This is a genomic window from Minwuia sp. IMCC3009 (assembly GCF_029909415.1).
GTDB lineage: Bacteria > Pseudomonadota > Alphaproteobacteria > Minwuiales > Minwuiaceae > Minwuia.
Window position 1 is genome coordinate 805848 of record NZ_CP123781.1, and the last position, 13270, is coordinate 819117.

General features: G+C 64.2%; 12 protein-coding genes. 9 read left to right on the forward strand and 3 right to left on the reverse strand.

Features of this window, described 5'->3' with window-relative positions:
* The first annotated feature begins 41 nt into the window (after nucleotides 1-41).
* A complete protein-coding gene (locus tag QGV55_RS03725; protein WP_281018201.1) occupies nucleotides 42-725 on the forward strand; it encodes an energy-coupling factor ABC transporter permease in 684 nt (227 codons plus the stop codon).
* Nucleotides 726-791: 66 nt separating this feature from the next.
* Here QGV55_RS03725 and QGV55_RS03730 read toward each other — a convergent pair whose 3' ends face one another.
* Nucleotides 792-1094, reverse strand: coding sequence for a hypothetical protein (locus tag QGV55_RS03730; protein WP_281018200.1), 303 nt, complete (start codon nucleotides 1092-1094; stop codon nucleotides 792-794).
* A gap of 286 nt (nucleotides 1095-1380) precedes the next feature.
* Here QGV55_RS03730 and pip point away from each other — a divergent pair, with 286 nt between their 5' ends.
* From pip to QGV55_RS03745, 3 genes are read left to right on the forward strand one after another with little or no spacing between them, the layout of a single operon-like run.
* Nucleotides 1381-2349, forward strand: a complete 969-nt coding sequence (pip, locus tag QGV55_RS03735) for a prolyl aminopeptidase (protein WP_281018199.1) — start codon at nucleotides 1381-1383, stop codon at nucleotides 2347-2349.
* Between the two features lie 8 nt (nucleotides 2350-2357).
* A complete protein-coding gene (locus QGV55_RS03740; protein ID WP_281018198.1) occupies nucleotides 2358-2972 on the forward strand; it encodes a histidine phosphotransferase family protein in 615 nt (204 codons plus the stop codon).
* Between the two features lie 35 nt (nucleotides 2973-3007).
* Nucleotides 3008-3586: a nitroreductase gene (locus QGV55_RS03745; RefSeq protein WP_281018197.1), complete on the forward strand. Its 579-nt coding sequence runs from the start codon at nucleotides 3008-3010 to the stop codon at nucleotides 3584-3586.
* Between the two features lie 14 nt (nucleotides 3587-3600).
* On the opposite strand, the gene QGV55_RS03750 is transcribed toward QGV55_RS03745, so the two are convergent.
* Together QGV55_RS03750 and QGV55_RS03755 are read right to left on the reverse strand one after the other, a co-directional pair.
* Complete coding sequence (locus QGV55_RS03750) at nucleotides 3601-4956, reverse strand: SAF domain-containing protein (RefSeq protein ID WP_281018196.1); 1356 nt, start codon at nucleotides 4954-4956, stop codon at nucleotides 3601-3603.
* A 63-nt stretch (nucleotides 4957-5019) separates the two neighbouring features.
* Nucleotides 5020-5466, reverse strand: coding sequence for a hypothetical protein (locus tag QGV55_RS03755; protein ID WP_281018195.1), 447 nt, complete (start codon nucleotides 5464-5466; stop codon nucleotides 5020-5022).
* Nucleotides 5467-5744: 278 nt separating this feature from the next.
* Here QGV55_RS03755 and mdh point away from each other — a divergent pair, with 278 nt between their 5' ends.
* From mdh to odhB, 5 genes are all read left to right on the forward strand, one after another.
* Nucleotides 5745-6707, forward strand: a complete 963-nt coding sequence (mdh, locus tag QGV55_RS03760; protein WP_281018194.1) for a malate dehydrogenase — start codon at nucleotides 5745-5747, stop codon at nucleotides 6705-6707.
* 171 nt (nucleotides 6708-6878) lie between these two features.
* Nucleotides 6879-8075, forward strand: a complete 1197-nt coding sequence (gene sucC, locus QGV55_RS03765) for an ADP-forming succinate--CoA ligase subunit beta (RefSeq protein WP_281018193.1) — start codon at nucleotides 6879-6881, stop codon at nucleotides 8073-8075.
* Entirely contained in the window at nucleotides 8075-8950 is an 876-nt protein-coding gene (gene sucD, locus QGV55_RS03770; protein ID WP_281018192.1) for a succinate--CoA ligase subunit alpha, read from the forward strand. The genes sucC and sucD overlap by 1 nt, the downstream gene beginning before the upstream one ends.
* Before the next feature lie 87 nt (nucleotides 8951-9037).
* On the forward strand, nucleotides 9038-11944 hold the full coding sequence (locus QGV55_RS03775) for a 2-oxoglutarate dehydrogenase E1 component (protein ID WP_281018191.1): 2907 nt from the start codon (nucleotides 9038-9040) through the stop codon (nucleotides 11942-11944).
* Between the two features lie 25 nt (nucleotides 11945-11969).
* Nucleotides 11970-13241: a 2-oxoglutarate dehydrogenase complex dihydrolipoyllysine-residue succinyltransferase gene (gene odhB / locus QGV55_RS03780; RefSeq protein WP_281018190.1), complete on the forward strand. Its 1272-nt coding sequence runs from the start codon at nucleotides 11970-11972 to the stop codon at nucleotides 13239-13241.
* Nucleotides 13242-13270 lie beyond the last annotated feature (29 nt).

The window sequence follows — 13270 nt, forward strand, 5'->3', positions numbered from 1 at the left end:
GTCAATTGAAAGTCGCACGGTGGGTGCGCGAAGGAGGCTACATGCATATCGAACCAGGCGTCGTTGATGGCGCCAGGATAATCCTCAGCTATGGCACAGCCGCAGCTTCCGTTGGGCTGCTCGGCAAGATGGCTCTGGATACCATTCGCCACGATGGCGGAGTCACCGCGCTGGCAACGCGCAGTCTGGCGACCACGGCGCTGGTCTTCTGCTTCTTCGAGTTGCTGCCGCACTATCCGGTGGGCGTGTCGGAGGTTCACCTGATCCTTGGCTCCACGCTGTTCCTGATCTTTGGTGCGGGACCGGCGGCAATCGGTCTTTCGCTCGGACTGCTGTTGCAGGGCCTGTTGCTTGCGCCGTTCGATCTGCCGCAATACGGCATGAACGTCACCACACTGCTGGTGCCGCTCTGGGGTCTGAGCCTGCTGGCAAGGAAGATCATTCCGCCCCATACACCCTATGTCGAGGTCAGGTACTGGCAGGCGCTGGCACTCTCGACCGCCTATCAGGGCGGGATCGTCGCCTGGGTCGCCTTCTGGGCGTTCTATGGCAACGGCTTCGGTGCGGAGAGCCTGGCAGCCGTCGGTACCTTCGGTGCCGCCTACATGACGGTCATCCTGCTGGAACCGCTGGTGGACCTCGGGGTGCTTGCCGCTGCCAAGCTGACGGCTCCGCGGAAGAATGCCCACCTGGTTCAGAACCGGCTGCATCACGCCGCAGTCTGATGTGAAGTTCCCCCGGCGCAGACCAGCGTCGGGGGCTTCTGCCGACCGGGGCTTCCGGTGGCCGGATCAGGTCTTTTCGGAATTGTCCGTCAGTTTGCTGATCGGATCACTCATGAACATCAGCTCGCACCGTTCTCCCGCGACCTCGCGGGCCTCCGACGCCGTCAATTCTGTCTGCGCCTCGACAGCGCTGGCCAGAGACTGGATGCAGTGGGACCTGGCCTCCACCAGTGCAAGGGACTGGTCCTGCTCCGCGGCGGGGGCAACGGGTTCAACAGCGAAGGGCCCGAGCGCTGACATTGCCGCGCCACAAAAAGTGACACAGAATGTGACTGCGATCAGAAAACGTCGTATGCGCAGGGTCGACATGCCTAGGCAAGTTTCCTCAGTGGGGGCGTTGATGCCTCTTTGAACGCGTCAACGCAATTGCCAGGCCAGTAATCAGTCTGAAGCATGCCTGCCTGTTCGCGTTCCTGGAATGACAGGCATCACAAACCGTCAACGATTTCTCAACCATTGCGTTGCCGATGCTGCGGCCCCGGAGCGGGCCACCTGAAAAGTGTGGAAATGCCGGGGTGGCGATGGTACCCCCGGCGTGTTCCCGGGCCGGGACGCATCGGGAGCGCGCCATGAATGCAGTTATCCAGAGGATGATATGCCCGATACCCTGAGCCGCCGCACTCTCTACCCCCGGATCGATCCCTACGATCTCGGGTTCCTTGCGGTTTCCGACCGCCACACGATCCACTACGAGCAATGCGGAAATCCGCAGGGCAAGCCCGTGGTGGTCGTTCATGGCGGCCCGGGTGGCGGCAAGAAGCCCGATGACCGCCGCTTCTTCGACCCGGAAGCCTATCGCATCATCCTGTTTGACCAGCGTGGCTGCGGCATGAGCTGCCCGCACGCGGATCTGCAGGAGAATACGACCTGGGACCTGGTCGCGGACATGGAGCGGCTGCGGGAGCATCTGAACATCGACCGCTGGCAGATCTTCGGTGGTTCATGGGGCAGTGCGCTGGGGCTGGCCTATGCGGAAAGCCATCCCGACCGGGTCAGCGAACTTGTCCTGCGGGGCATCTTCACCCTGCGAAAGTCGGAATTGCGCTGGTTCTATCAGGATGGTGCCGGCGCGATCTATCCCGATGCCTGGGAAGACTATGTGGCGACCATCCCGGAAGATGAACGCGGGGACATGATCGCCGCCTATTACCGGCGTCTGACTTCCGATGACCGGGACGTGCAACTGGCCGCGGCGCGGGCGTGGAGCATGTGGGAAGGCGGGACACTCAGTCTCCATGCCGATCCGGGCCGGGTCAGTGACTTTGCGGACGCGGACTTCGCCCTCGCCTTTGCCCGTATCGAGTGCCACTACTTCGTCAACGAGGGCTTCTTCGACCATGACGGCTGGCTGATCGACAATGTGGACCGGATCCGGCACCTGCCCTGTACCATCGCGCAGGGCCGCTATGATGTCGTCACCCCGATGATGACCGCCTGGGCCCTGCACAAGGCCTGGCCGGAGGCGGACTTCCGGGTGGTTCCGGACGCGGGTCACGCGGGGTCGGAGCCTGGCATCGTCGATGAACTGATCCGCGCGACGGACGCCTATCGGATGAAGGCCTGATTGCCGACATGACTGATCTCAATTTCTCCTCGCTGCTTTGCTCACGTCTCTGCCATGACCTCGTCGGCCCGATTGGTGCGCTCTCCAACGGCATCGAACTGATCGAGCTGGAGGATGATCCGGCCATGGCGGTCGACGCGCTGGACCTGCTGAAGATGTCCGCTGGCAATGCCGCCATCCGACTGAAGTTCCTGCGCCTCGTGTTCGGGGCCTCCGGTGGTGACGCGGTGCCGCTTGCGGTATCGGAGGCGCGGGCGACCACGCTCGACTTCTACGCCGATCACCGGCTGAAGATCGACTGGCCGGAAAGTGACGGTCCGGACCCGGCGAAGAACCGTGTGCGCCTGCTGCTGAACATGATCATGACGGCGGCTTTCGGCATGGTGCGGGGCGGTGTGCTTTCCGTGGTGCTGTCCGATGACGAACTGCGTGTCGTCGCCGAACACGAGCGCGCCGAGCTGCCCGATGAAGTGCTGACAGCGCTGTCCGGCGAACGGGCTGCTGCCACGGTGGAGGATGCGCGGATCATCGAGGCGTTTCACGCGGGCTTGCTGGCCCGGGCATCCGGACTGACCCTGCGCACGGAGACGGGTGCTGGCCGGTTTGTCATTTCCGCATCCTGATCTACGTGTCAGGTATCCACTGCAGGAGTTGAACCATGGACGCGCTTGATCTGATCACCAACCGGGCCTCCGTACCGCCGCGCCTGCATGAGGGAACACCGCTGGATGATGCGGTGCTGGCGCAGATCTTCGCGACAACCGTCACCGCACCGGATCACGGACTGCTGCGGCCCTATCGTTTCGTCACCATCCAGGGCGCGGCGCGGGAGGCGCTTGGCGATGTCTTTGCCGAGGCCGTGAAGCAGCGCATGCCTGATGCGGAACCCGGCGTGGTCGAGAAGGACCGCCAGAAGCCGTTGCGGTCGCAGACGCTGGTGGCGGTCATTGCCTGCATCACGCCGGATCATCCCAAGGCCCCGGAGATGGAGCAGATCCTGACTGCGGGCATGGCGGGCTACAACATGATCCTGGCGGCCCAGGCCATGGGCTATGGCGGCATCTGGCTGACCGGTGCACCGACATACGACGCCCATGTGCAGGCGGCCCTGAAGATCGGCGCGCAGGAGAAACTGCTGGGCTTCGTCTACCTCGGCCAGCCGAAGCGCGACTTCAAGGCGCCCCGCCGTCCCGACTGGCGCGACTTCTTCAGTGCCTGGGGCGAAGGGGAAGGCTGAGGCCGCTTGCGGTGTCAGTCCGCGCTGTTGCGGGTGCGGAACACGTTCTCCATCTCGCGGCGATAGGCGACGGTCGGGTCACTCTCGTCGATCTCCACGTCGTCATAGGTCAGGACCGCATCCTCAGCCATGTCGTGGCGCAGCCTGACGCCATGGGCAAGACCCAGGGGCAGGCAGCCGTCCATCAGTGAATCATCGGCACGGCGCAGCTTGCCGTAGACCGTGAAGCCACCCTCGCCATCCAGTGTCTCACCGGCCTTCAGCGCGCGTTTCGCGGTGGCGACGACGTCGCCGCGGAAGCCGTTCGCGGATCCGGTGGCCTCCCCCCGCAGGGCGGCGGATGCGACCGAGACCCCCAGTTCCAGGCCGATGAGGTGATAGGGCCGCCAGAGCGCCGCATAGTCGCCGGACGGATCCGTCACCAGGCCGTAGTCGGAGAAGCAGTTGCGGACATATTCATCCGGCGCGCGGAAGGTGACATAGACCCCCCAGCGCAGGTCGTTGGGCACCGGCTGGCCCTCGTGCGTCTCGCAGGAAACGACTTCCACCGTGCCGTCCGTGTCCAGCAGCCCGCCGACCGCGCGGGGCCGGAGCAGGGTCGACAGTTCGTCCACCGATGCGGGCGGAAAGGCCAGGCCCTTGCGCTCCGGCGTCAGGCGGCAGGCGTTCGAGACGGCAGCCATCTCGATCGCGGACTTGGTCCCATCCAGAAAGGAATTGAACATCTGCGGGTTCATGCCCGATGCCGCGGCCCGCTCCGGTGACAGCCCATAATGGGACCAGACGGTGTCGGGGGTGGAGCGGTGGTAGATGGGACGGTATTTCGTGCCCTTGCCCGCACAGACCACGTCCAGTCCGATGGCGCGTGCCCAGTCCACCTGTTCGGCGATCAGCGCGGGCTGGTCGCCATAGGCCATGGAATAGACCACCCCGGCACGGTTTGCCTCCTCCGCCAGCAGGGGCCCGGCCAGCACGTCAGCCTCCACATTCACCATGATGACATGCAGGCCGTGCGCGAAGGCTGCGCGGGCATGGCGGATACCTGCCGCCGGGTGCCCCGTGGCATCGATGATGACGTTCATGCCGTCCTGCGTGATCAGCGCCATGGCATCCTGCCCGCACCAGGTCATCCCGCTGGAGATCGCATCGCCCGGCGTGCGTGCGGCAAGCTGTTCGTCGGGCCAGCCCGTGTCACGGCAGGACTGCCGCGCCCGGCCCTCCGACAGGTCGGCTATGCCGACGACATGGATGCCGGGGGTGCGGCGCGCCTGCGCCAGAAACATCGAGCCGAACTTGCCGGCCCCGATCAGGCCAACGCGCACGGGTTCGCCGAGTTCTTGTGCTTCCAGCAGCAGTGCATGCAGATTCAAGGCGCGTTCCCTTCCAGCTTGTTGTTGGCCGGAGGATATACGCAGTGCCCGATGGCGATAAGCCTATAGTTCGCGGGCAATCTCGGCGTCGGGGCGGGTGCCGTAGACCGCGATGGTCGCCTCGGTGCCATCATGCAGCTCGATGCGCCGATGGCCAACCACCACCAGGTCGCCGTCCTGCACCTCGCCGACAACGCCCTTGAAATCCTTCTCGGTGGCCTCGGAACCGACGGATTCACAGATATTGCGGTCTTCGCGGACCATGCCCTCCATCACGCGGCAGTCATCGCCGGTCACGATGTCCAGTGCCAGGTCGGTTGCCCCCTTGTTGAAGGCCACGGTCCCGGTCAGCGACGCGATGGAGATGAATTCGCTGATGCCGACACCCGCGGCGAAGGGGGCGGCGCAGCCGCCCATCATGGGCAGGGACAGCAGCAACAGACCGGCAGTGAGCGTGCGCGTCCGTCGTTGGCCGGTGCGGCGTTCGGGGCGGTGCTGTCGTGCAGCCATATCGGCATTTCCCTTCGTGTCGCGGCGCCTCAGCGAATCGCGAATCAAACGAATCATGTCGAATATCCCTGTGCCCTGTCGGCTTCGCAAGTGCGAAGGGATGGCCGGGACCCTCTCAGATGGCTTTTCCATACCCGGCGTCGTCTGGTATGGAGGCACGGGAGATCGGTTGGTGAGACTTTCGCATCTGCGAAATCGGGGCTGCCGGTCCGCTTGTTATTTCCGCTGCTCCGGTGTCCGGAGCGGCGTCTTCGCTCAGCCTGAAAGGAATCGGCAATATGGCACGCAGGAAAATCGCACTGATTGGTGGTGGCAACATCGGTGGGACGCTGGCGCATCTGGCTGCGCTGAAGCAGCTTGGTGATGTTGTGGTCTTCGACATTGTCGAGGGTCTGCCGCAGGGCAAGACGCTGGACCTCGCCGAATCGGCACCGGTCGACGGCTTCAACGTCGGCCTCTCCGGCACCCAGGACTATGCCGACATCGCCGGCGCCGACGTCATCATCGTGACCGCCGGTGTGGCGCGGAAGCCGGGCATGAGCCGCGACGACCTGCTGGGCATCAACATCAAGGTCATGCAGGCGGTGGGTGAGGGCATCAAGACCCACGCCCCCGACGCCTTCGTCATCTGCATCACCAACCCGCTGGATGCGATGGTCTGGGTGCTGCAGAAGATCTGCGGCCTGCCGACAAACAAGGTCGTCGGCATGGCGGGCGTGCTCGATTCGGCGCGGTTCCGCTTCTTCCTGTCGGAGGCGATGAGCGTCTCGGTCGAGGACGTGACGGCCTTCGTGCTTGGCGGCCATGGCGACACCATGGTGCCGTCCACCCGCTACACCACGGTCGCCGGTGTGCCGATGCCGGACCTGGTGAAGATGGGCTGGATCACGCAGGAGAAGCTTGACCAGATCGTCCAGCGCACCCGCGATGGCGGCGCGGAGATCGTCGGCCTGCTGAAGACCGGCTCCGCCTTCTATGCCCCGGCCACCGCCGCGATCCAGATGGCTGAGGCCTATCTGGGTGACGAGAAGCGTGTCCTGCCCTGCGCCGCCTACCTGTCCGGCGAGTTCGGCGTGGACGACATGTATGTCGGCGTTCCGGTGCTGATCGGCGCCGGCGGCGTGGAGCGGATCATGGAGATCGAACTGAATGCCGACGAAAAGGCCGGCTTCGACAAGTCCGTCGATGCCGTGCGCGGCCTGATCGACGCCTGCAAGGGCATCAATCCCGCCCTGGCCTGATCGCCGGTCCTGTGTGTATTGCCCGGCACCGCCGCAAGGTTGGTGCTGGGCGGTTGCGCCCTGCGGGGGCGGCGGTTAGGTTGACCGCGTCCGGTCGGGGCCGTCCAGGATCATGTGGGGGAAGGCCTTGTGTCGGCCCGTCCCTGGTTTCCAACGATTATCCGGAACATCATGAACATTCACGAATATCAGGCAAAGGCGCTGCTGCGTAAGTACGGCGTTGCCACACCGAAGGGCGCGCCCGCGTTCACGGTCGAGGAGGCGGTCAAGGCCGCCAATGAGCTGGGCGGTCCCGTATGGGTCGTGAAGTCCCAGATCCATGCTGGCGGTCGCGGTGCCGGTCGGTTCCAGGGCAAGCCGGACGGCAAGGGGGGCGTGCGCGTCTCCACGTCCGTTGACGATGTCCGCACCAATGCCGAGGAAATGCTGGGCCACGTGCTGGTGACCAAGCAGACCGGTGAAGCGGGCAAGGAGGTCAAGCGCCTCTATATCGAGGATGGCTGCGACATCGCGCGTGAGCTCTACCTCTCCGTGCTGCTGGACCGCGCGACGAGCGCCGTGACCTTCATCGCCTCCGCCGAGGGCGGCATGGAGATTGAGGAGATCGCCGAGACCAACCCGGAGAAGATCCTGCGTTGCCCGGTCGATCCGGCGACGGGTATCCAGGGACATCACTGCCGCCGCATCGCCTATTTCCTGGGCCTCGAGGGCGATCAGGTGAAGTCGGCGTCCAGGTTCATCACCGCGCTCTACAACGCGTTCATCGAGCTGGATGCCAGCCTGGTGGAGATCAATCCGCTGGTCGTGACCGGCGCGGGGGAGGTCATCGCCCTCGACGCCAAGATGAACTTCGACGACAACGCGCTTTACCGCCACAAGGACGTGGCTGAACTGCGCGACGTGGAGGAAGAGGATCCGATGGAGGTCAAGGCCTCCGAATACGACCTCAACTACGTCAAGCTGGACGGTTCCATCGGCTGCATGGTGAATGGTGCGGGCCTGGCCATGGCGACCATGGACATCATCAAGCTCTATGGCTCCGAGCCTGCCAACTTCCTGGATGTCGGCGGTGGCGCGACGCGGGAAAAGGTCACGGAAGCCTTCAAGATCATCCTGTCCGATCCCAACGTGCAGGGCATCCTGGTCAATATCTTCGGTGGCATCATGCGCTGTGATGTCATTGCCGAAGGTGTTGTTGCCGCGGCCCGCGAGGTTGCGCTCGACAAGCCGCTGGTCGTGCGGCTGGAGGGCACCAACGTGGACCTGGGCAAGAAGATCATGGCCGAGTCGGGGCTGACCATCATTGCTGCCGACAACCTGGCCGATGCGGCCGAGAAGATCGTCACTGCGGTGAAGGAGGCTGCCTGATGTCCACTCTCGTCAATTCTGACACCAAGGTCATCTGCCAGGGCTTTACCGGCAAGCAGGGGACATTCCATTCCGAACAGGCGATTGCCTACGGGACCAAGATGGTCGGCGGCACCAGCCCCGGCAAGGGCGGCTCCGAGCATCTGGGCCTGCCGGTGTTCGACACCGTGGCCGACGCAGTCGACCGCACGGGTGCCAATGCATCGGTGATCTATGTTCCGCCGCCGTTCGCGGCCGACGCGATCATGGAGGCGATTGCGGCCGAACTGCCGCTGATCGTCTGCATCACCGAGGGCATTCCGGTGCTCGACATGGTGAAGGTGAAGCAGGCGCTGAAGACCTCCGGCAGCCGCCTGATCGGCCCGAACTGCCCCGGCATCATCACGCCGGACGAGTGCAAGATCGGCATCATGCCCGGCCATATCCACAAGCGTGGCTCGGTCGGCATCGTTTCCCGCTCCGGCACGCTGACGTACGAGGCGGTGGCCCAGACCACGGCGACGGGCCTTGGGCAGACGACCTGCATCGGTATCGGTGGTGATCCGGTCAACGGCACCAACTTCATCGACTGCCTGGACCTGTTCCTGAAGGATGACGAGACCGAGTCGATCATCATGATCGGCGAGATCGGTGGCAGCGCGGAAGAAGAGGCTGCAGAATTCCTTAAGGCGTCTAAGGTAAAGAAACCCGTTGTGGGCTTCATCGCCGGTGTCACGGCCCCTCCGGGTCGGCGCATGGGCCATGCCGGTGCCATCATCGCCGGTGGCAAGGGCGGTGCCGAGGACAAGATGGAGGCCATGCGGTCAGCCGGAATCGCGGTGGCGGATTCGCCCGCCGCGCTGGGCACCACGCTGGTGGAGCTGCTGAAAGGATAGGGGTCGGGCAGAATATCGCCAGACCACCCGCACCCGGAGGCAAATGTCAGGAAAGGGACGCGGGGGAAAGCCCCGCGCCAACAACAGATGGGCGTTCAAGAACTCGGAGCAGGCTTTCTCAACGGTGCCAACACGGCCTTCATCGAAGGGCTCTACCAGAAATATCTGGAGGACCCGACTTCGGTCGATGAAAGCTGGGCGCAGTTCTTCAGCGAGGTCGGCGACGACATCGCGACCGTTGAGCGAGAGGCTCAGGGCCCGAGCTGGGGCCGCACGACCGAGGAGATGGGGGTCGATGACCCCTATGAGCTGATCGGTCCCGCGGTCAAGGCGGCGCAGCGATCGGAGCAGTTGGGGCATTCGGAGGCGCGGGCGGCGACGCTCGACAGTCTCCGGGCCCTGATGCTCATTCGTGCCTATCGGGTGCGCGGTCACCTGATCGCCAACCTCGACCCGCTGCAGCTCGATCCGCCGACCGTCCATCCGGAACTTGACCCGAAGACCTATGGCTTCGCCGAGGCGGACATGGACCGCCCGATCTTCCTGGACAATGTGCTGGGCATGGAAACCGCGACGATGCGGGAAATCATCGACGTGGTCCGCAAGGTCTATTGCGGCACCATCGCGGTCGAATACATGCACATCCAGAGTCCGGAGCAGAAGTCCTGGATCCAGCAGCGGATCGAGGGACCGGACAAGGACGTCACCTTCACGATGATGGGTCGCAAGGCGATCCTCAACAAGGTGACGGAAGCAGAGGGCTTCGAGAGCTTCCTGAACGTCAAGTATACCGGTACCAAGCGCTTCGGGCTGGATGGTGGCGAGGCGCTGATCCCGGCGATGGAAGCGATCATCAAGCGCGGCGGCCAGCTCGGGGTGAAGGAAATCATTCTCGGCATGCCGCATCGCGGTCGCCTGAACGTGCTGACCAGTGTCATGGGCAAGCCGTTCCGCGCCGTGATCTCCGAATTCCAGGGCAATGCGGCCAACCCGTCGGACGTGCAGGGGTCGGGTGATGTGAAGTATCACCTCGGCACCTCTTCCGACCGGGAGTTCGACGGCAACAAGGTGCATCTGTCCCTGACCGCCAACCCGTCGCATCTGGAGGCGGTCGATCCGGTCGTCATCGGCAAAGCGCGGGCAAAGATCCGCCAGATAGGCTTCGACAGCTGGCGTCAGGTCATGCCGGTCCTGATGCATGGCGATGCGGCCTTCGCCGGCCAGGGTGTGGTTGCCGAATGCCTCGGCCTGTCGGGTCTGAAGGGCTATCGCGTCGGCGGCACGCTGCACATCATCGTCAACAATCAGATCGGCTTCACGACCGCGCCGAAATATTCGCGTTCGTCGCCTTACCCGTCCGATGTGGGCAAGATGGTGGCTGCGCCGATCTTTCACGTGAACGGCGATGATCCGGAGGCCGTGGTGCACGCCGCCAAGGTGATCACGGAATTCCGTCAGGAATTCGGGGTCGATGTGGTGCTGGACATGTTCTGCTATCGCCGGCACGGCCACAACGAGGGTGACGAGCCGTCGTTCACGCAGCCAATCATGTACCGCAAGATCTCGTCCCATCCGACCACGCGCCAGATCTATGCAAAGAAGCTGGAAGAGGAAGGCACGCTCAAGGCCGGCGACGGCGACGCGATGGTGACCGACTTCCGCAAGTTCCTGGAAGAGGAATTCGAGGCCGCGACGTCCTACAAGCCCAACAAGGCCGACTGGCTGGAAGGCCGCTGGCAGGGATTGCGCATCGCCCCGTTGGGGGATCGTCGCGGTGCCACGGCGGTACCGAAGGAGGTGCTGACCGAGATTGGCAAGGGCCTGACCCGGATTCCGGAGGGTTTCAACGCCCATCGGACCGTGAAGCGCCTGATGCAGGCCAAGGCGAAGATGTTCGAGACCGGGGAGGGCTTCGACTGGGCCACGGCGGAGGCGCTGGCCTTCGCCACCCTGCTGATGGAAAAGGTGCCGGTACGCCTCTCCGGGCAGGATTCCGGGCGCGGCACCTTCAGCCAGCGGCATTCCGTGCTGGTGGATCAGCAGACGGAAGACCGGTATCTGCCGCTGAACAACATCGCCGAGGATCAGGCCCCGTACGAGGTCGTCGATTCCATGCTGTCGGAAATGGCGGTTCTGGGATTCGAGTACGGCTTCAGCCTGGCCGAGCCGAATGCGCTGGTGCTGTGGGAGGCGCAGTTCGGTGACTTCGCGAATGGTGCGCAGGTCATCGTCGACCAGTTCCTGTCCACGGCCGAGCTGAAATGGCTGCGGATGAGCGGGCTGGTCATGCTGTTGCCGCACGGGCTTGAGGGGCAGGGGCCGGAGCACAGTTCCGCGCGTCTGGAGCGTTATCTGCAGCTCTGTGCGGAGGACAACCTGCAGGTGGCGAATGTCACCACGCCCGCGAACTACTTCCACATCCTGCGCCGCCAGATCCATCGCGACTTCCGCAAGCCGCTGATCCTGATGACGCCGAAGTCGCTGCTGCGCCACAAGGCCTGTGTCTCGACCATCGACGACATGGCGACCGGATCGTCGTTCCACCGGGTCCTCTACGAGGACAATCCGCCCTGTTCGCGCAAGGACACCAGGAAACTCATCCTCTGCTCCGGCAAGGTCTACTACGACCTGGTGGAGAAGCGGGAGGAACTGGGTGTCAAGGACGTGCAGGTGATGCGGGTCGAACAGCTCTATCCCTATCCGACCGAACCACTGGTCGAGGAGCTGAAGGGCTTCCGGGATGTGGAGAAGGTCATCTGGTGCCAGGAAGAGCCGAAGAACATGGGGGCATGGTTCTTTGTCCAGAACTGGCTGGAGGAATGCTTCCGGCTGGCGGACATGAAGAACGTGTCGCGTCCGAGCTACATTGGCCGTCCGCCGTCGGCCTCACCTGCGACGGGCCTGAACAAGACCCATGTGAAGGAGCAGGACATACTGTGCCGCAAGGCGTTGACGGGAACCCCGGCCGACGCCATGAACCGCGAGAATTACTGATTGCACCTGCGCGAGGGAGCGCCTGATGACCGTTGAAATCAAAGTCCCGACCATGGGCGAGTCGATCTCCGAAGCGACTGTCGGCCAGTGGTTCAAGCAGCCCGGCGACGCGGTTGCCGTGGATGATCCGCTGTGCGAACTGGAGACCGACAAGGTAACGCTGGAGGTCAATGCGACCACCGCTGGTGCCCTGGCCGAGATCCTGGCTGAAGAGGGCGCGACGGTTGGCGTCGGTGCCGTACTGGGCACCATCGATGAAGGTGCGGAAGGCAAGGCGGCTGCCACACCGAAGGCTGATCCGGCTCCGGCGAAGGCCGAAGCCGCACCGGCTCCGGCCAAGGCGGCACCGGCTGAGAAGCCGAAGGCCGCACCCGCACCCGACCGCAAGGTCGTGGCCATGGATTCGGCGAAGGAACTGGCCGAAGCCAAGGGCGTCAGCCTGGCCGGCATCGAAGGCACCGGCAAGGATGGTCGCGTGACCCGCGCCGACGTCGCCCGCGCCATTGCGGAGGGTCGGGCGAAGCAGGCGGAACGGCAGACCGCCGCCCCCGCCATGGCGGTTTCCGCTCCCGGGTCGTCCGGACCGCGCCCGGAGGAAGATCGGGAGGAACGGGTGCGGATGACGCGTCTGCGCCGCACCATCGCCGGTCGCCTGAAGGAAGCGCAGAACAACGCCGCCATGCTGACCACCTTCAACGAGGTGGACATGACGGAAGTCATGGCGCTGCGGTCGGAACACAAGGACGCCTTCGAGAAGAAGCACGGCGCGCGTCTGGGCTTCATGTCCTTCTTCGTGAAGGCCTGCATCGCCGGTCTGAAGGATCTGCCCGCCGTGAATGCGGAGATCGACGGCGATGACGTGATCTACAAGAACTACTATCACATCGGTGTCGCGGTCGGCACGCCGAACGGTCTGGTGGTGCCGGTGGTGCGCGATGCGGACCAGCTCTCCATCGCCGGGCTGGAGTCCACCATCGCCGGTCTGGGCCTGAAGGCCCGCGACGGCAAGCTGGGCCTGAACGACCTGCAGGGCGGCACCTTCACCATCTCCAACGGCGGTGTCTATGGCTCCCTTATGTCGACGCCGATCCTGAACCCGCCGCAGTCGGGCATCCTGGGGATGCACAAGATCCAGCAGCGTCCCATGGAAGTGAACGGGGAGATCAAGCTGCGCCCGATGATGTACCTGGCGCTGTCCTATGATCACCGCATCATCGACGGGCGGGAGGCGGTGACCTTCCTGGTCCGGGTCAAGGAATGCCTGGAAGATCCCCGGCGCATGATCCTGGACCTCTGAGGTCCGGCCGAGAGAGAAACAGCACGCAC